Source organism: Streptomyces sp. NPDC002499, from assembly GCF_053595415.1.
In genome coordinates this window covers 1,017,911-1,035,780 of record NZ_JBSFXO010000001.1, presented here as the reverse complement: position 1 = coordinate 1,035,780, position 17,870 = coordinate 1,017,911, and the positions used below count along the sequence as shown (strand labels likewise).

The 17,870-nt window shown below is 71.6% G+C and carries 14 protein-coding genes; 10 read left to right on the top strand and 4 right to left on the bottom strand.

The window, feature by feature from the left end; translation table 11 throughout:
- Positions 1-140: 140 nt before the first annotated feature.
- Both ACWD5F_RS04640 and hppD read right to left on the bottom strand, forming a co-directional pair.
- Entirely contained in the window at positions 141-1,280 is a 1,140-nt protein-coding gene (locus tag ACWD5F_RS04640) for an alpha-hydroxy acid oxidase (protein WP_451251051.1), read from the bottom strand.
- 28 nt (positions 1,281-1,308) lie between these two features.
- Positions 1,309-2,433 (bottom strand): 4-hydroxyphenylpyruvate dioxygenase, encoded by a 1,125-nt coding sequence (gene hppD / locus ACWD5F_RS04635; protein WP_451250990.1) that lies wholly within the window; start codon positions 2,431-2,433, stop codon positions 1,309-1,311.
- 216 nt (positions 2,434-2,649) lie between these two features.
- On the opposite strand from hppD, the gene ACWD5F_RS04630 reads away from it, so the two are divergent.
- The 8 genes from ACWD5F_RS04630 (at position 2,650) to ACWD5F_RS04595 (ending at position 14,357) form a co-directional block, all read left to right on the top strand.
- A complete protein-coding gene (locus ACWD5F_RS04630; protein WP_451250988.1) occupies positions 2,650-3,942 on the top strand; it encodes a prephenate dehydrogenase in 1,293 nt (430 codons plus the stop codon).
- A 672-nt stretch (positions 3,943-4,614) separates the two neighbouring features.
- Positions 4,615-7,845 carry an AAA family ATPase gene (locus ACWD5F_RS04625; RefSeq protein WP_451250986.1) on the top strand — a complete coding sequence of 1,077 codons (3,231 nt, stop codon included), beginning with the start codon at positions 4,615-4,617 and terminating at the stop codon, positions 7,843-7,845.
- A gap of 159 nt (positions 7,846-8,004) precedes the next feature.
- Positions 8,005-9,405, top strand: a complete 1,401-nt coding sequence (locus ACWD5F_RS04620) for an aminotransferase-like domain-containing protein (RefSeq protein WP_451250984.1) — start codon at positions 8,005-8,007, stop codon at positions 9,403-9,405.
- Positions 9,406-9,534: 129 nt separating this feature from the next.
- Positions 9,535-10,692 carry a 3,5-dihydroxyphenylacetyl-CoA synthase DpgA gene (dpgA, locus tag ACWD5F_RS04615; RefSeq protein WP_451250982.1) on the top strand — a complete coding sequence of 386 codons (1,158 nt, stop codon included), beginning with the start codon at positions 9,535-9,537 and terminating at the stop codon, positions 10,690-10,692.
- Positions 10,693-10,709: 17 nt separating this feature from the next.
- The gene (gene dpgB, locus ACWD5F_RS04610; RefSeq protein ID WP_451250980.1) at positions 10,710-11,384 is read left to right on the top strand and encodes an enoyl-CoA-hydratase DpgB; all 675 of its coding nucleotides are present in this window, start codon (positions 10,710-10,712) and stop codon (positions 11,382-11,384) included.
- Positions 11,381-12,688, top strand: a complete 1,308-nt coding sequence (gene dpgC / locus ACWD5F_RS04605; RefSeq protein ID WP_451250977.1) for a (3,5-dihydroxyphenyl)acetyl-CoA 1,2-dioxygenase DpgC — start codon at positions 11,381-11,383, stop codon at positions 12,686-12,688. Before dpgB ends, dpgC begins: the two co-directional genes overlap by 4 nt.
- Entirely contained in the window at positions 12,685-13,503 is an 819-nt protein-coding gene (gene dpgD / locus ACWD5F_RS04600) for an enoyl-CoA-hydratase DpgD (RefSeq protein ID WP_451250975.1), read from the top strand. Before dpgC ends, dpgD begins: the two co-directional genes overlap by 4 nt.
- A 53-nt stretch (positions 13,504-13,556) precedes the next feature.
- Positions 13,557-14,357, top strand: a complete 801-nt coding sequence (locus ACWD5F_RS04595; protein ID WP_451250973.1) for an alpha/beta fold hydrolase — start codon at positions 13,557-13,559, stop codon at positions 14,355-14,357.
- A gap of 68 nt (positions 14,358-14,425) precedes the next feature.
- On the opposite strand, the gene ACWD5F_RS04590 is transcribed toward ACWD5F_RS04595, so the two are convergent.
- Positions 14,426-15,901 (bottom strand): MFS transporter, encoded by a 1,476-nt coding sequence (locus tag ACWD5F_RS04590; protein ID WP_451250971.1) that lies wholly within the window; start codon positions 15,899-15,901, stop codon positions 14,426-14,428.
- Between the two features lie 86 nt (positions 15,902-15,987).
- Here ACWD5F_RS04590 and ACWD5F_RS04585 point away from each other — a divergent pair, with 86 nt between their 5' ends.
- A complete protein-coding gene (locus tag ACWD5F_RS04585; RefSeq protein WP_451250969.1) occupies positions 15,988-16,365 on the top strand; it encodes a MarR family winged helix-turn-helix transcriptional regulator in 378 nt (125 codons plus the stop codon).
- A gap of 21 nt (positions 16,366-16,386) precedes the next feature.
- Here ACWD5F_RS04585 and ACWD5F_RS04580 read toward each other — a convergent pair whose 3' ends face one another.
- Positions 16,387-17,127 carry a maleylpyruvate isomerase family mycothiol-dependent enzyme gene (locus tag ACWD5F_RS04580; RefSeq protein ID WP_451250967.1) on the bottom strand — a complete coding sequence of 247 codons (741 nt, stop codon included), beginning with the start codon at positions 17,125-17,127 and terminating at the stop codon, positions 16,387-16,389.
- 142 nt (positions 17,128-17,269) lie between these two features.
- On the opposite strand from ACWD5F_RS04580, the gene ACWD5F_RS04575 reads away from it, so the two are divergent.
- The gene (locus tag ACWD5F_RS04575) at positions 17,270-17,869 is read left to right on the top strand and encodes a sulfite oxidase-like oxidoreductase (protein ID WP_451250965.1); all 600 of its coding nucleotides are present in this window, start codon (positions 17,270-17,272) and stop codon (positions 17,867-17,869) included.
- The last annotated feature ends 1 nt before the right edge of the window (position 17,870 follow it).

Below are 17,870 nucleotides of genomic sequence, written 5' to 3'. Positions count from 1 at the left end.
TCGAGGCCTCGCACGTCGATCATCTGCACCCCGACTCCGGGATCGCGCTGGCGTGCGCGGCGGACGGCGAGAAGCTGACCGCCGAGTGCTTCGGCCACGGAATGTCCGTGGCGGCCTCCCCATGTCACGACCCCTGTTCGCTACTCACCCCCGTAGGGGTTCACCGCCTCCGCGCCGGTGCGGACCGTGCGCAGGCGCGCCGCCTCGGCGACGCCCGCGCAACCGGACAGACCGAGGGCGTCCCGCAGTTCGTCCGCCAGCAGTGCGAGCACGCGGGCCGCGCCCGCCTCGCCGGCCGTGGCCAGACCCCACATCAGCGGCCGCCCCACCAGGACACCGGCGGCGCCGAGCGCGAGCGCCCGCAGCACGTCGGTGCCCCCGCGTACTCCGCTGTCCATCAGCACCTGACAGTGCGCCCCGACCGCCTTCGCCACCGGCCCCAGCGCCTCGACGCCGGGGAGGGCGCCGTCGAGCTGACGGCCACCGTGGTTGGAGACCACGACCGCGTCCACCCCGGCCTCCGCCGCCCGCACCGCGTCCTCCGGCGCGAGCACGCCCTTGAGCACGAGCGGCAGGCTGGTCCACTCCCGCAGCGCGCGCACGGTACGCCAGGTCACCGAGGAGGAGAACGCCTGCCGGGTGTGGGCGGCCACCGCGGACACCTCGTCCCCGGGACGGCGGTGCGCCGCGGACTCCGCGCCGTGCGCGAGGTGCTCCGCCGTCACCTCCGCCGGCAGCGTGAAGCGGTTGCGCACGTCGCGCATCCGGCGCCCCATCCAGGGCACGTCGACCGTGAGCACGATCGCCTCGCAGCCCGCGTCCTCCGCCCGGCGCACCAGGTTCAGGGACCGCTCCGCCTCCCGCAGCCAGTACAGCTGGAACCACACGGTGCCCCCGAGGGCGGTCAGTTCCTCGACCGGGACGCTGCTCATCGTGGTGGCGGTGAAGGGAACCCCCGCCGTCTTCGCCGCACGGGCGACGGCCAGTTCGCCCTCCGGGTGCAGCAGCCGCTGGTACGCCACCGGGGCGACGGCGACCGGCATGCTCACCGACCGGCCCAGCAGCGTGGCGTCCGTCGTGCACGCGGAGACGTCCCGCAGGATCCGCGGGACCACGAAGACGCGGTCGAACGCGGCGCGATTGGCGCGCAGCGTCGTCTCGGCGCCGCTGCCACCCGCGACGAAGTCCCGGACATCGGCGGGCAGTACGGCCAGGGCCGCCTGTTCGAAGTCAGCCAGGGACTGGGCCCGTTCCGGCTCCGTGACGAACGGACTCACCACGCCGGCGCCGCCCGCCGTCGGCTCCGGATCAGGGCTGGAAGCCACGCTGACCCGTCCGCTCCAGTTCCACGGCCTCGTAGAGCGCCTTGATGTTGGAACTGCCGAAGGTCTCGGCGCCCTGTCGCTCGATGACCTCGAAGAACAGGGTGTGCTTCGGGTGGGTGGAGGCGGTGAAGATCTGGAACAACTGCCCGCCGTGGTCGGCGTCCGCGAGCACGTGCGTGGCCCGCAGGTCCGCCAGCCGCTGCGGATCCAGCTCGATGCGCTCGCCGAGCAGGTCGTAGTAGGCGGACGGCGTGTTCAGGAAGTCGACTCCGCGACGCCCCAGGGCGCGTACGGATCGGACCGCGTCCCCGGACGAGAACGCCAGGTGCTGGACGCCCGCGCCCTGATGGCCCTTGAGGAACTCGTCGATCTGCCCGGGCTGGGCGGACGCGTCGGGCTGGATCAGCGTCAGGGTGACCGAGCCGGAGGGACTCTGCACGACCTTCGAGTCCATGGCCTGCGCGCCCACCACGATGTGCTCCTCGAAGACGTCGAGGAACCCGAGGGCGCGCATGTAGTAGTCCACGGTCGGTCCCAGGTCGCCGGCGTCGAGGCAGACGGCGACGTGGTCGATGTCCACCAGGCCCACGTCGTCGGCCCGTTCGTCGTGGCCGCGCAGCGCCGGCACGAACCCCGACGGCAGCCCCGGGCCCTCGCCGGGGGCGCGCTGCACCAGCGTGTGCACGACGTCGCCGAACCCTTCGAGCACGGCAGTGACCTCGGGTCCGCCCGCCGTGCCCGGGCCGCTTTCCGTGTGCCGGGTGGGACCGCGGCGGCCGCGGGCTCCACGGGCGACGGCGGCGGTGAACGCGGCCCGTACGTCCGCGGTGCGCAGCGCGATGTCGGCGACACCGTCACCGTGCGCGGCGACGTAGGCCGAGGCGGGGTGCTGATCCGAGGTGGCCTGGGTCAGCACCAGGGTGATCCGGCCGTGGCGCAGCGCGATGCTGCGGTGGTCGGCCGAACCGCCGGTGCCGCTGACCGTGAACGCGTACCGGTCGACCCAGTTGAATACCGCTTCCTCCAGATGCTCGACGTACAGCTCGACATAGTCGACGGAGAGGTCGCCGAGCGGATCCGCGGCCCCGGTACTCGATATATCCCGCATGTGTCCCCCAACCAGAAAAGGAACGAGTTTTCTGCACTGTAGGACGCGGCCTGCGGAAAATGCCATGCGGGACGGGCGGCATTGGTTGGACGGGAAAGCGGAGCAGGCCCGATCCCTTTCGGTATTCGTCCGCTCTGGCAGTCGGAGGGCACTGCTTCATAAACTCGGTCCGCATTTCACTCGCACGTCGATGGCTTTTGGACGGAGTGATGTCTCATGGTGCGCACGATTGCCGTCGTCGGTACGGGGCTGATCGGCACCTCGGTGGCGCTCGCGGCGAGCCTGCGCGGAGTGACGGTCTTTCTCTCCGATCGTGACCCGACGGCCGCGCGGACGGCGGCCGCGCTGGGGGCCGGGCTGGCCGAGGAACCCGTCGGGCCGGTGGACCTGGCGGTCCTCGCGGTGCCGCCGAGTGCGGTCGGCGAGGTGCTCGCCGGGGCCCAGCGGCGGTTCCTGGCCCGCAGTTACACCGATGTGGCCAGCGTGAAGTCCGTGCCCGTGCGGATGGCCCTCAGCCACGCTCCCGACCCGGCCCGCTTCGTCGGCGGGCACCCGATGGCGGGACGCGAGCGGTCCGGTCCGCTGGCCGCGCGGGCCGACCTGTTCCACGGCCGGCCCTGGGCACTCACCCCGTCGGCGTGCACCTCCGACCTGGCGCTCACGTTCGCCCGGGAGCTGGTGGAACTGTGCGGCGCGGTCCCGGTGTTGACCGGCAGCCGCGACCACGACGACGTCGTGGCCCTGACCTCGCACGTGCCGCACCTGGTGGCCAGTCTGATGGCCGCGCGACTGCGCGAAGGGCCCGACGGGATGTCCCGGTTCGCCGGGCAGGGGCTGCGGGACGTCACCCGGATCGCGGGCGGCGACTCCCGGCTCTGGGGCGACATCCTCCAGGCCAACGCCCCGGCCATCGCCGGGGTCGTCAGGGAACTGCACGCCGACCTGTCCCGTCTGGTGACGGCCTTCGACCTGCTGGCCGAGGCAGCTCCGGAGACCGTTTCCGGGTCCGATCCCACTCCCGGATCCACCCTCGGATCCACCCTCGGATCCACCCCCGACCTCAGCCTCCCCGCCGGCCCGAGCGGACGCGACCGCGGTCTGCGGGCGATGGTCGATCTGCTCGACCGGGGAGTCGAGGGCCTGGCCGTGTTGCCGGTCGTCGGGGCGGGCGGCGGGGTGACCGACGCCGGGATCGTGGTGGTCGTCCCCGGGCGTCCCGGTGCGTTGGGCGAACTGCTGCGTGTGGTGGGGGAGTTCGGAGTCGTCCCGGAGGAGACGGCGGTCCTGCCGGCCGGCGGTGACGCGGTCGGCGGTGCGCTGGAGATACGGATCCCGGTCCCGTCCGAGCTGGCGACCCCCGTACTCCGTACCCTCCGTGACGAGGGGTGGGCGGCCGAGCCGGAGGCGCCGCCGGAGCCGGTGCCGACAGCGCCGACCGGGTCCCGGCGGCAAACATTCCACTTGCATGGCTCAGATCGATCTACCGGCAGAGCCGACGCACCCCTCTGACCCACGTGGCCACAGAAGTGTTTCGGCCAGTTGTGGCGAGGGTGACCTTCCGGCCGTGCGCGTGCACCCGGGTGGTACCGGCCACCGCCGGGGCGTGAGCGCGGTGTGCTGAAGTGGAGGTACGAGGTGCCTTCCGGGCACGCGTCGACGTCGGCGGCGGTTCGCTCGGGTCCGTGGCGCGCGTGCTTTCCGCCGGATCGCCACGTACTGGTTTGTGCTGTTTGGTCCGCGCGCAACCCGCGTCACTTTTTGCGTGGCCGCCATCGGAACTCGCTGACTCGTCCCCTCGGGCCTGCGCCCCGGCCTGTGCGTTTCAATATGTGGACAGTTCTCGGCCTGTCATCGCCCCCGGACGATTTCACGATGCCGAAATGGAAGATGTCTCAAAACGATCGATACACTCCGGCCCACCTGTCCGAAATCCAGACGACGGGCGACCGGATCGAGCCGGTATCCTGAAGGTATCGCTTCTTCCGCATCCGGCAGGGCTGTAACTCATCCCCCCACATCTGTATCGGTCGCCGGTATCGGCCGTCTGCATCGGCGCAGGCCCGAGGCGGTTCAAATTGAATCCTGAACCAATTGCGAGGGTTTCTCGAGTCGGCGGCATCGAGTGCGGCGCCGCCGTGCGTACGGAAATGGATCACGGGGGGTCCTTTGAAGTTCCGAGACGTGAATCTCAGTGAAAGGGACGCAGAACTACGACTGCTGCAGCAGATCTATTCGAGATCTGTGGACGGCAAGGGCGCGGTCGCTCTGGTGAACGCTCCTGTCGGCTGTGGGAAAACGGCTCTGATTCAGAGCTTCGCCGGTTGGGTCGGAACACAGGAAGGCCGTTTCCTCTCGGTGACGGCTTCCGCGAGCGAGCGATTCGACTGGCTCGGTCTCGTCGACCGGCTGATGAGCGCCATGCGGGCGGAGGGCATGGTGGAGTACCCCTTCGCCGCGGAGGACGGCGCGGGTGCTGTCGCCGGTCTTGCGGCGATCGAGGCCGGGCGGGTCCCGCTCGCCCTGCTCCAGCGCATCTGCCGCGCCGTCATCGGCTTCGCGGGCGAGGGGCCGCTGGTCATCGCGGTGGACGACGTGCACTTCGCGGACGACGCCTCACTGGACTGCCTCAGCTATCTCATCCGCCGTATCGACACGGCCCCGATCATGGTCGTGCTGACCGAGAGCTCCTGCCACGAGCAGGGCCTCGTGACCTTCCACGCCGAGACCCTGCATCTGCCCTCCAGCCACCGCGTCCGGCTGGGCACGCTCGGACTCGACGGTGTCGCCGGACAGTTGGCCGCCCGCGGGGTCGTCCCGCCCGGTGCCCGGGAGGCCGCAGAGCCGTGGACGCGCACGAGCGGCGGGAACCCGCTGCTGCTGCACGCCCTCATCGACGACGTGGCGGGGGACGGCAGACCGCAGGAACCCGGCGCGCCGGGCCGGAGGGCGGGCACCGGTCAGGACACGCCCGTACGGAACGGCTCCACAGGGCAGGGCGCGTCGCGCCAGGAGCCCTCCGACGGCCAAGTCCCGCCGGACCGCGGGACGTTCACCGGCAAGGGCACGACGGACCGTGACGCACCCACCGGCCAGGTTCCGTCGAACCGGTCGGCGGGCGGCAGCCACACCCCGTCCCGTCAGGACGTGCTCGGCGCCTCCCGCGCCGCGGCTCCGGAACAGGCCGGAGACCGGCTGCTCCTGGACCCGGAGGCCGTCGGTGAGCGGCCGTCCGACGGCGCGGCCCCGACCGTCGGGCGCGGTCCGGCCGGGCCGGCGCCCATCGGTGTCCGCACACGCGTCCCGGTGCCGGGGGAGTCCTTCCGCTACGCGGTGCTGCGCTGTCTGCACCGCGGCGAGGCGGCGCTGCTCTCCGCCGCCCGGGCGCTCGCCGTACTCGGTGAGCAGGCGAGCCCGGCGCTGGTCGCCGACCTCCTGGGCGAGGACATCACCTCGGTGCGTCGCAGCATCGCCGAACTCCACGCCGCCGGCCTGGTCTCCGGCGTGCGATTCCGGCACGAGCGGGCCCGGACCGCGGTCCTCGCCGACATCCCCACCAAGGACCTGTTCGCGATGCGGTCCGCGGCTGCCCACCTGCTCCACGAGAGCGGGGCCTCCGCCATCGCCGTGGCCGAACAGCTGCTCGCCACCCACGACCCCGGCGCCGCCGCCTGGCAGCCCGGCATCCTCCGGCGCGCCGCCCGGGACGCACGGGACGCCGGAGACATCGGCACGGCCGTCGAGTACCTGCGGCACGCCTCCGGCATCTGCACGGACCCGGGTCAGGAGGCCGCGGTCACAGCCGCGCTCGCCGAGACACAGTGGCTGATCGACCCGCCGAGAGCCTCCCGGTACCTCCCGCAGCTCGACCGCATGGTGCGCGACGGCCGGTTGCCCGTGTCCCAGGCCCTGGTGGCCGTCGAACAGCTCGCCTGGCGCGGCGACTTCGCCCAGGCCGACACACTGCTGCGGATCATCGAGGGCCGGGCCGCCGTCGAGGCCGCCGATCACTGGGACGGCGTCGGCCCGGCCTCGTCCGCCGTCCGGGCGGGTCTGCGGCTGGTCCGGCTCCAACTCTCCTTCTGGCAGCCCGGGTCGGAGGGCGATCCCCGGGCCGACCCGCCGCCCGGACCGGACCTCATGTCCACGGTCCCCGCCCGGCTCCCGGCCGGGGCCATGGTCGACCTGACGGCGGGGGTGGTCACGTCGGAGCACGGTCCGCCGGGAACACGCGGCATCGCCCCCGTCGCCCGCCTGGCGAGCCCACCCACGGGACTGTTCCTCCGTACGACCGAGGGACGTCGCCCGGACGACCCCGAGTCGTGGCCCCGACGACTGCTGGAAGAACCGGGCAACCGGCGCGTGCCCATGCGGCGTGCCCTGCTCGAAGCACACGCCGCGGCGGAGGCGCTCCGCGTCGGCGACATCCCCTCGGCGGCCGAGGCGGCCCGGGCGTCGCTGACCCTGGTCGGCTCCGAGGCATGGGGTGTCGTGATCGGCGTTCCGCTGTCCCTGGCGGTGCGGGCGGCGACGACGGGCGGCGACTTCGACACCGCCATGGCGTACCTCGACGTGCCCGTGCCCGCGGCCATGTTCGAGACGCCCTTCGCCCTGCCCTATCTCCATTCGCTCGGCCGCCACCACCTCGGTGCGGGACGGCCGGGCGCCGCGCTGCGGCACTTCGAGACCTGTGGGGAGCTGATGGCGCGGTGGGGGCTCGACCTGCCCGAACTCGTGGACTGGCGGGCGGGCGTGGCGGCCGCGCTCGAAGCGACGGGTGACAGCGGTCGCGGACGGGAGACCTATCGGCGCCGGCCTGCCCCGCGCGGGGAGGAACCACGGCCCGGGGTGAGCGACGAGCCCTGGCAGCTGAACGGCGACGGGCCCCGCTCCGCATTCGCGACCCTCCGCGCGTTGGTCGCCACCAGCGCCCCGGACGAGCGGTTGCCCCTGCTCCAGGAGGCGTTGCGGCTCCTGGAGGCCGGCGGTGACACGGAGTTCAGGCGACCATCGGCCGATACGGAGGCCGTACGGTCGGCGTACCGGGACACCGCCGAGCGGGAGCGCGCATGGCCCTGGGAAGCTCCGACGGGCCGCCCGGAACCGGAGGAACTCCCGCAGCACCACCGCTCCGCGGACGCCGAACCGTTCCGTGAACCCACCGGTGAGCTGTTCTCCACGAACGGCGTGCCGGACTCGTTGCTCGAACTCACCTCGGCGGAACTGAGGGTGGGCGCGCTCGCCGCGTCCGGCTGCACCAACCGGGAGATCGCCGGCAAGCTCTTCATCACCGTCAGCACGGTCGAGCAGCATCTGACGAAAATCTACCGGAAACTGAAGGTACGCAGACGAAAGGATCTGCCGACGGAGCTCCGAAGTTTCACGGATCTCCCCTGCGCACCCAACGGAGGGTAAAAACGTACGGCATTGTCGGCCGCCAGGGAAATGCCTCGGCAACTCCCCGTCCAAGTGAGCATTTTGGCGTGTTGGACAGCATTGTGACGCCGGTTGGAATCATGTGATCCTGGCCGCCGAAATCAACACGCCGAAATGCGAACCGCCGAGGGGATATCCATGGCCGGACGGAGCCTGGACGACTATGCGCGGCTGACCCGAGAAGACCCGGTGCCCGTCCTTCCGGAATTCCGCACGGAACCGGGGGCGACGGAGGCCGGGCCCGATCTGCGCAGGAGCGAGCTGCACCGCAGCCTCGCCGACCCGGTCCTCGACACGATGAACTTCCTGAACGAGGTCACGCACCGCTACCCGGACGCGATCTCCTTCGCCCCCGGACGGCCCTACGACGGGTTCTTCGACACGGAGCGGATCTTCGCCTATCTCCGCACGTACCTGGATCACCTGGAGGCCCAGGGCCGGTCGCGGGACGAGATACGGACCGCCATGTACCAGTACGGCCCGACGGCGGGGCAGATCCGCGACATCGTCGCCGACTCGCTGCACGTGGACGAGGACATCGACGTGCCGGCCGAGTCGATCGTCATCACGGTCGGCGCGCAGGAGGCCATGCTGCTGGTGCTGCGGGCCCTCTTCCGCGGCCCGGACGACGTCCTCCTGGTGGCCAGCCCCTGTTATGTGGGCATCACCGGCGCGGCCCGGCTGCTGGACGTGTCGGTCACCGCCGTGGCGGAGCGGGAGGACGGGCTCGCCTGCGCCGACGTCGAGGCGGCGATCCGGCGGGAGCGGGCGGCGGGACGCAGGCCCCGAGCCGTCTACGTGGTCCCCGACCACTCCAACCCCTCCGGCACCACGATGGACGCGGCGAGCCGGGCCGCGCTCCTGGAACTGGCCGAACACCACGGCATCCTGGTCATCGAGGACAGCCCCTACCGCAGGGTGAGCCCGGGGACACCGCTCCCGACCCTGAAGTCCCTGGACCGCTCCCGCACGGTCGTGCACCTCGGCTCCTTCGCCAAGACCGTCTTCCCGGGGGCACGGGTCGGGTTCGTGGTCGCCGACCAGAGCGTGGCCGACGAGACCGGCCGCACCGGTCTCCTCGCGGACGAACTCGCCAAGATCAAGAGCATGGTGACGGTCAACACCTCGTCGCTCAGCCAGGCCGCCGTCGCCGGAGCCCTGCTGTCGGCGGCCGGCCGGATCTCGGAACTGAACGCGGAACCGGCCGCCCACTACGGGCAGGCCATGAGCTCCACGCTGCGCCGGCTGGACCTGCGCCTGCCGGCCGCCCGGCGCGCGGAACTCGGCGTGCGGTGGAACGAACCGACCGGCGGATTCTTCCTCACCGTCCATGTCCCTTTCACGGCGGACAACGAGGCCCTGACCCGGTCCGCGCAGGACTTCGGCGTCATCTGGACGCCGATGAACTACTTCTATCCACAGGGCGGCGGCCTCGATTCCCTTCGACTGTCCACGAGTTATCTGACGGACGCGGACATCGAAGAGGGCATCGACCGGCTCGCCCGATTCATCGAGGCGTACAGCGCGCAGGCGCGCTGAAGAAACGCACTCACGTCAATTCACCATCGTTTCCCGACCGTTCCACGGAGAAAGGCGACGAGGACAAGTGACCGCTGTCAGTGCACGGAAACCGCGCGGCAAGCCGCGTATGTGGGGGTGGACCTTCCGATGACCACAAGCCTCGGCCGACTCGACGGCCTCGACCGGCTCGATTCGCTCGACCGACGTCCGGTGCTGACCGGCGACGGGGCCCTGAAGACGCCGTACCGGCCGCGGATCGTGGGCGTGGGCACCGCCACGTCGCCCACCGTCTACACCCAGCAGGAGGTGCTCGACGCCTTCGCGATCACCGACGCCAGGATCGGCTCCGTCTTCCGCAACAGCGCCATCGACCGGCGCCATCTGACCCTGCCCGAACCGGACACCGACGGCGTCCGCCGGCCGGAGCCGCAGGGCGATCTGCTGGACAAGCACAAGGCCATGGCCGTCGGCATGGGCGCCGAGGCGCTGCGCGCCTGCCTGAAGCGGGCCGGTGCCGAACTCTCCGACCTGCGCCATCTGTGCTGCGTCTCCTCCACCGGCTTCCTCACCCCCGGCCTGAGCGCTCTGATGATCCGTGAACTCGGCATCGACCGCCACTGCGGCCGCAGCGACATCGTCGGCATGGGCTGCAACGCGGGCCTCAACGCGCTGAACGTGGTGGCGGGTTGGTCCGCCGCCCACCCCGGCGAACTCGCCGTCGTCCTGTGCACGGAGGCGTGCTCCGCCGCGTACGCGATGGACTCCTCGATGCGTACGGCGGTCGTCAACAGCCTCTTCGGCGACGGAGCCGGCGCGATCGCCCTGCTGTCGGGACCGGGTGACGAGGTGTCGGGGGCCAACGAAGGGCCGACCGTCCTGAAGTTCGCCAGCTGCATCATCCCGGACGCCATCGACGCGATGCGCTACGACTGGGACCGCGAGCTGGACCGGTTCAGCTTCTACCTCGACCCGCAGATCCCGTACGTCGTCGGCGCGCACGCCGAGATCGTCGTCGACCGGCTGCTGGCCGGCACCGGCCTGCGGCGCAGCGACATCGGTCACTGGCTGGTGCACTCCGGCGGCAAGAAGGTCATCGACGCGGTCAGCGTCAACCTCCGGCTGACCCGCCACGACCTGCGGCACACCACCGGGGTCCTCAGGGACTACGGCAACGTGTCGAGCGGCTCGTTCCTGTTCTCCTACGAACGGCTTCTCGACGAGCAGGTGACAAGGCCCGGTGACTACGGGGTGCTGATGACGATGGGTCCGGGATCCACGCTCGAGACGGCGCTGGTCCAGTGGTGACGACGGGGGAGAACGCCGTGCGAGACGTGAGTGACGTACTGACCGCGACCGTGGACGGGACCCGGCCGCTGAGCCTCGGGACCGTCAAGGACCTGTCCGTCCTGTGCGACCGGGCCGAGGACCGGGACCCCGGGGGGATCGTCACCCTGCGGGTCACCGGCGCGCCCGAGCCGGGCTGGACAGACGCTCTGGACGTGGCTCTGGTCAGCAAGTGGGAGCGGGTGCTGCGGAGGCTGGAGCGACTGCCCGCGGCCGTCGTCGCCCTCGCCGTCGGCGACTGCGGGGGAACGGCGCTCGACGCGTTCCTCGTCGCCGACATCCGTATCGCGACCCCGGACGTCCGGCTGCTCGTGTCCTTCGACGGAGAGTCCACCTGGCCCGGCATGGCCACCTATCGGCTCGTCCGCCTCGCCGGCGCGGCCCGCGTCCGCCGCGCCGTGCTCTACGGGCAGCCGCTCTCCGCGTCCGACGCCCTCGAAGCGGGCATCGCCGACGAACTCGCCGAGAACGCGGACGCGGCGGCCGCCGCCACGGACCAGCTCATCGAAGAGCTGTCCGGCAAGGAGATCGCCATCCGCCGGCAGCTGCTGTTCGACGCCCAGCACACCAGTTTCGAGGACGCCCTCGGGCCGCACCTGGCGGCCTGCGACCGCGTACTTCGACGCGGCGCCGCCGACGAGGTGGCCGCATGACGACGGCACCGCCCAGGCCGGGGCCCGTGCTCGACGGCTGGCAGCGGCTGACCGACACCGTGCGGCAGACCGAGAGGACGCTGTCGGCGCTGCCCACTCCGGCGGACCGCACCGCCGCACAACGGGCCGCGGCTGACGCCGTGAAGAACCGGGCGCGCGCCGAGCGGGCCGGGTTCCTCGACGCCCACGCCGACGCCGTCTACGACCGCCTCACCGACGGACGCGTCCGCGAACTCCGCATCGGAGAACTGGTCGAGGCCGCCGCGACCGCCTACCCCGGACTCGTGCCCGCGAAGTCCCTGCTGGCGCGGGAGCGGGAGCGCCGACAGGCGGACAAGGAAGGCCACGAGATCGACCAGGGCATCTTCCTGCGGGCCGTCCTGCGCTCACCCGTCGCCGGACCCCACCTCCTGGCGGCCATGCTCCGCCCCACGGACCGCGCGCTCGCGCTGCTCCCGGAGTTCCGCCGGACGGGAGTCGTGCGGACGACGGCCGTACGACTGGAGCGGCGCGACGGGGTCGCCCGGCTGACGCTCTGCCGGGACGACCGCCTCAACGCCGAGGACGATCAGCAGGTCGACGACATGGAGACCGCCGTCGACCTGGCCCTGCTGGACCCCGAGGTCCGGGTGGGTCTGGTGCGCGGCGGCGAGATGAGCCACCCCCGCTACCGGGGCAGGAGGGTCTTCAGCGCGGGCATCAACCTGAAGAACCTCAGTTCCGGCGACATCTCCCTGGTCGACTTCCTGCTCCGCCGCGAACTGGGCTATCTGCACAAGCTGGTCCGCGGGATCCGCACCGAGAACCCCGCCGCCTGGCACACGCCGTACACCGAGAAGCCCTGGGTCGCGGCCGTCGACGGCTTCGCGATCGGCGGCGGCGCCCAGCTTCTGCTGGTCTTCGACCACGTCCTCGCCGCCTCCGACGCCTACCTCAGCCTGCCGGCCGCCAAGGAGGGCATCATCCCGGGCGTCGCCAACTTCCGCCTCGGCCGGCACGTCGGACCGCGGCTGTCCCGCCAGATCGTCCTGGAGGGACGCCGGATCCGGGCAGCGGAACCCGCGGCCCGGCTGCTGGTCGACGAGGTGGTGGAGCCGGAGGAACTGGACGCCGCCGTGGAGCGCTCCCTGGCCCGGTTCGACGGTGACGCGGTGCTGGCCAACCGGCACATGCTCAACCTCGCCGACGAACCGGCCGACGCCTTCCGCGCGTACATGGCCGAGTTCGCGCTCCAGCAGGCGCTGCGGCTCTACGGGGCCGACGTGATCGACAAGGTGGGCCGGTTCGCGGCGGGCTCCTCGTGACGGCGGGCGCCGGCGACACCGACCGCCCTCGGGTGCGGTACGAGAAGAAGGACGGCGTCGCCCGCGTCACGCTGGACCGGCCCGAGGTCCTCAACGCCATGGACCTGCGCACGCACGAGGAACTCGCCGCGGTCTGGGACGACGTGGAGGCCGACGACGAGGTCCGCGCCGTGGTCCTGACCGGAGCCGGGGACCGGGCGTTCTCCGTCGGCCAGGACCTCAAGGAACGGGCCCGGCTCACCGCGGCCGGAACGGCGCCGACGACGTTCGGCAGCCGCGGCCTGCCCGGCTGGCCACGGCTCACCGAACGGTTCTCCCTGTCCAAACCCGTCCTGGCCCGCGTGCGGGGCTACGCACTCGGCGGCGGCTTCGAACTGGTCCTGGCCTGCGACCTGGTCGTCGCCGCCACGGACGCGGTGTTCGCCCTCCCCGAGGCGCGGCTGGGGCTGGTCCCCGGCGCGGGCGGCGCGTTCCGGCTGGCCCGGCAGCTGCCCCTGAAGACCGCCATGGGACATCTCCTCACCGGCCGTCGGATGGACGCGGCCACCGCACTCCGCCTCGGTCTGGTCAACGAGGTCGTGGAACCGGGGGAGTTGGACGAGCGGGTCACCGCCTGGACCGACGATTTGGTCCGCAGCGCCCCGCTGTCGGTGCGGGCCATCAAGGAGTCCGTGATGCGCTCGCTCGACCGCCCCCTGGAAGAGGCCTTCACCACCCGCTACGCCTGGGAGGAACGGCGTATGCACAGCGCGGACGCGCAGGAGGGCCCCCGGGCCTTCGCGGAGGGGCGCGACCCGGTCTGGTCCGGGCAGTGAGCGCGCCGCGGTCCACGCGCTGAAGCCGTCAGCCGTCAGGGAGGAGCACACCGATGCCGAGGGCACACGTGAACGGAGTCGATCTCTGGTTCGACGACCACGGGCGTGGTGAGCCGGTCGTGATGGTGCCCGGCACCGGTACGCCCGGCCGCGTCTGGCGCGCCCACCAGGTGCCCGCGCTGCGGCAGGCGGGCCTTCGGGTGATCACCGTGGACAACCGGGGCAGCGGACTGACCGCCGCCGGCGCGGCGGGGTTCACCCTCGGCGACCTGGTCGCGGACGTCGCGGCCCTGATCGAGCACCTGGGGGAGGGGCCCTGCCGGGTGGTCGGCCACTCGCTGGGCGGGATCATCGCGCAGGAACTCCTGCTCGCCCGGCCCGACCTCGTCAGCCGGGCGGTCCTGATGTCGAGCTGCGGCCGCGCCGACGAGCTGATCAGGGCCATGGCCGCGGCCGACCTCGAACTCGCCGACAGCGGAGTCGAACTCCCGCCCGCGGTCTCCGCCTACCAGCTCGCGCTGCAGAACCTCTCCCCGCGCACCCTCAACGACGAGGAGAGGCTGCGGGACTGGCTGGCCGTGCTGGAGATGAACACGCCCGACCCGGCGGCGGTCCGTCGCCAACTCGGCATGGAGGTCATCCCCAACCGTCTGGCGCACTACCGGGCGATCGACCGCCCCTGCCTGGTCATCGGCTTCCAGGACGACCTGGTCGTCCGCCCGCACCTGTGCCGTGAACTCGCCGAGGCGATTCCGGGGGCGCGGTACACGGAGATACCGGACTGCGGTCACTACGGCTACCTGGAGTGCCCGGACACCGTGAACAAGACCCTGACCGACTTCCTGACGGCGTGAGCCGGCCGCTCAGCCGTGTGCCCGGCGGGAATCGGATCCCGCCGGGCACACACTGCGGAGGCGTCCCCCTAGTCGCGGACCGAAACCCGCTCCGCCTCCTGGGATGTGGACTTGGCGACCACCACGGACCGCTGCCGACGCCGGGTGCGCAGGCCGGGGAGGGAGATCAGGAGACCCGCGGCGGCGATGCCCGTGACCACGATCAGGCCCGGGCGGTAGCTGTCCAGGACCGCTTGCGGGTCGGCGTTGCCGGGAGCGCCCGCCGTGACCACCGCCGTCACGACGGCCAGGAAGATCGCGCCGCCCACCTGCACCGAGGTGTTGAGCAGCCCGGAGACCATGCCCTGTTCGTGGTCCTCGACGCCGTTGGTGGCCTGGATGTTGAGCGACGGGAAGATCAGCGCGAAGGCCCCGCCGATCAGCACCATCGACGGCAGGATCAGCGTCGCGTACGTCGGGTCGAGACTGACGCGCAGGAACAGCGCGTATCCGGTGATCATGAGTACGAAGCCCACGACGATCAGCCGCTGCGTGCCGAACCGGTCGACGATCGCGCCCATCTTCGTCGCGGACAGGGCGACGATCGCACCCGCGGGCAGGAAGGCGAGCGCGGTGTGCAGCGCCGACCAGCCGAGCAGGGACTGCATGTACAACGTCACCAGGAACTGGAACCCGACGTACGAGCCGAACATCGCCATCGCGCCGAGCTGGGCGCGGAGTTGGGTGCCGGAGCGCAGTACACCGAGCCGGATCAGCGGACCGGCCGAGCGCCGCTCGATCCGTACGAAGACGGTCAGCATGACGGCGACCGCGAGGAAGGACAGCAACGTGCGTGCCGAGCCCCAGCCGGACTCCGGTGCCTGGACGACCGTGTAGACGAGCAGCAGCATCGACGCGGTGCCGAGAACGGCGCCGGGGATGTCGTAGCCGTTGTGGTCCTTCTCGCGCTCGCTGCGCGGCAGCAGCTTCAGGCCGACCAGCAGGGCGATCACGGCGATGGGCGCGGGCAGCAGCATGGTCAGCCGCCAGCTGGCCTCGGTGAGCAGGCCGGACAGCACCAGGCCCATCGAGAAGCCGGTGGCCGCGCAGGTGGTGTAGATCGACAGGGCCCGGTTGCGCAGCGGGCCCTCGGCGAAGGTCGTGGTGATGATCGACAGGCCGGCGGGGGCCGTGAAGGCCGCGCTCAGGCCCTTGATGAAGCGGCTGGCGATCAGCAGCGGGCCCGAGTCGACGAGGCCGCCGAGCAGCGAGGCGAGCGCGAAGACGCCGAGGGCGATGAGGAAGACCTGGCGGCGGCCGAGCAGGTCGGCGGTGCGACCGCCGAGCAGCAGCAGACCGCCGTAGCCGAGGATGTAGCCGCTGACGATCCATTGCAGCGTCGAGGTGGACAGGTCGAGGTCGGAGCCGATGGACGGCAGGGCCACGCCGACCATGGACACGTCCAGCGCGTCCAGGAACATCGCGGCGCAGAGCACCAGCAGGGTGCCCCAGAGCCGGGGAGTCCAGCGTCCGTCGGACGCGGGGATGGTGAGCGGTGAGGTCATGTCCGCAGACACTACATGCACATGCATGAAATGCAAACGCATTTAATGTACGTGCAATAATCTTGATTCTCTGCTACGGTGCCCGCATGGCGGCCAAGAATGCCGAGCAGGGGCTCGTGGACCAGTGGCGGGACATCCTCGCGCTGCACGCGCGCACCCAGTGCGAACTGGACCGCGCGCTGCACCAACACGGCCTGTGCGCCAGCGACTTCGAGGTACTGGACGTCCTCGCGGGCGACGCCTGCGCCTACCGCGTGCAGGAGATCTCCGAGCGCGTCCACCTGAGCCAGAGCGCGCTGTCACGGCTGATCGCCCGGCTCGAGAAGGACGACCTCGTCGAGCGCACCATGTGCCCGGAGGACCGGCGGGGCGTGCGCGTGGGACTCACGGACAAGGGACGCTCGCTGCACGGCGAGGTGCTGCCGGTTCAGCGCGCGGTACTGACACGGATGCTCACCGCCTGACGGTCAGCCGTCCGCCGACGGTCAGCTCCAGGTGACGGCCGACTTCTCGCGCCACAGTGCGGCCACCGCCGCGTCCCCGGTCACGCTCGGGAACGGCTGCCGGTTCCACAGCGCCGGGTACAACTGCGCGGCGGGCCCGGCCAGTTCGCAGTCTGCCTCGCCGTCTTCGCCCCGTACGGTCACGGGCGGCTCCGGAGACAGTCGTACGGTCCACACCGCGTCGTCCGCGTCCGTCGCCCGCACCCGGAGCACCCGCGGCTCCTCACTGCGGACCCGGCTCTTGGACCGGGCGTGGAAGCTCCGCAGCAGTTCGTCGATGCCGTCGGCAGCGAAGCTCGCGGAGATCCCGGTGGGTGTACCGCCCCGCGCCGACTCGGCGTCGATCCGGTGCACGGTGGTCTCGTGCGCCTGCCGTCGGGCCCAGAAGGCGAGCGGCGAGGGCGCCGGCATGAACTGCCAGCAACGGACGTCGGGAGCCGCGGTGGACAGGGTCTCGACGAGATGGCCGTGGCCCTCGCGGAACCAGGCCAGCAGCTCGGCGCCGTCCAGCTCGGGCAGCCCGCCGTCGGGGTGGTAGGCCGTGTGCCCCTCGGCCACGAACGCGGCCGCCCACCGGTGCACCATGCCCGTGTGCCGCACCAGATCCCGCACCCGCCACTCCGGGCAAGTCGGCACCTCCGCATCGGTCCCCGCCCGCTCGGCGGCCGCGGTCAGCAGGCGGCCCTCCCGGTCCAGGTGGGCGACGAAGTCCGTGGTGTCCATGGGGGCGAGTGTGCCGTATCGAGTGCGGTCGAGGGGGAGTGCGGCACATGATGGACGTGCGTCCGGCCATGCCCCGGCGAGGTGCGGGCGCGCCCCGGTGATGTCCGGCCGTGGCGCCCGACGAGGTCAGGAGATGACGTCCATGAGCTCCTTCTCTCCCGGATTCCGCGGGCGCGCCCGGTCCCTGGCGGACCGGCTGCCGCCCGGCCAGTACCCGACCGAGCAGTTCCCCGTGCTGTCCGCGGGGCCCACCCCGAAGGTGGCGACCGAGTCGTGGGCCTTCACCGTGACGGCCGAGACCGGTGAGACGCACAGCTGGACCTGGGACCAGATGCTGGCCCTGCCGCAGGAGGACACGACCAAGGACATCCACTGCGTGACCCGCTGGTCGAAGTTCGACACCCGGTGGCGCGGAGTTCCCGTCGAGGCCTTCCTCGAGAACGTCGACACTACGGCCGCATACGTCGTCGCCCACAGCTACGGCGGCTACACCACGAACCTCCCGCTGACGGACCTCCTCGGCGGCAAGGCGTGGCTCGTGCACACCTACGACGGCTACCCGCTCTCTCCGGAGCACGGCGGCCCCGCCCGGCTGCTCGTGCCGCACCTGTACTTTTGGAAGTCGGCCAAGTGGCTGCGCGGACTGCGGCTCACCCACGACGACCGGCCGGGCTTCTGGGAGTCGGTCGGCTACCACAACCACGGCGACCCCTGGCGCGAGCAGCGCAACTGGGGCGACTGAC

What these genes read in the sequence shown, in the direction of transcription:
- ACWD5F_RS04585 (WP_451250969.1), top strand. Translation starts at nt 15,988, where the DNA reads ATGGCGGCCAAGAATGCCGAGCAGGGGCTCGTGGACCAGTGGCGGGAC.
- ACWD5F_RS04595 (WP_451250973.1), top strand. Translation starts at nt 13,557, where the DNA reads ATGCCGAGGGCACACGTGAACGGAGTCGATCTCTGGTTCGACGACCAC.
- dpgC (WP_451250977.1), top strand. Translation starts at nt 11,381, where the DNA reads ATGACGACGGCACCGCCCAGGCCGGGGCCCGTGCTCGACGGCTGGCAG.
- ACWD5F_RS04590 (WP_451250971.1), bottom strand. Translation starts at nt 15,901, where the DNA reads ATGACCTCACCGCTCACCATCCCCGCGTCCGACGGACGCTGGACTCCC.
- ACWD5F_RS04630 (WP_451250988.1), top strand. Translation starts at nt 2,650, where the DNA reads ATGGTGCGCACGATTGCCGTCGTCGGTACGGGGCTGATCGGCACCTCG.
- ACWD5F_RS04580 (WP_451250967.1), bottom strand. Translation starts at nt 17,127, where the DNA reads ATGGACACCACGGACTTCGTCGCCCACCTGGACCGGGAGGGCCGCCTG.
- ACWD5F_RS04575 (WP_451250965.1), top strand. Translation starts at nt 17,270, where the DNA reads ATGAGCTCCTTCTCTCCCGGATTCCGCGGGCGCGCCCGGTCCCTGGCG.
- dpgA (WP_451250982.1), top strand. Translation starts at nt 9,535, where the DNA reads ATGACCACAAGCCTCGGCCGACTCGACGGCCTCGACCGGCTCGATTCG.
- hppD (WP_451250990.1), bottom strand. Translation starts at nt 2,433, where the DNA reads ATGCGGGATATATCGAGTACCGGGGCCGCGGATCCGCTCGGCGACCTC.
- ACWD5F_RS04620 (WP_451250984.1), top strand. Translation starts at nt 8,005, where the DNA reads ATGGCCGGACGGAGCCTGGACGACTATGCGCGGCTGACCCGAGAAGAC.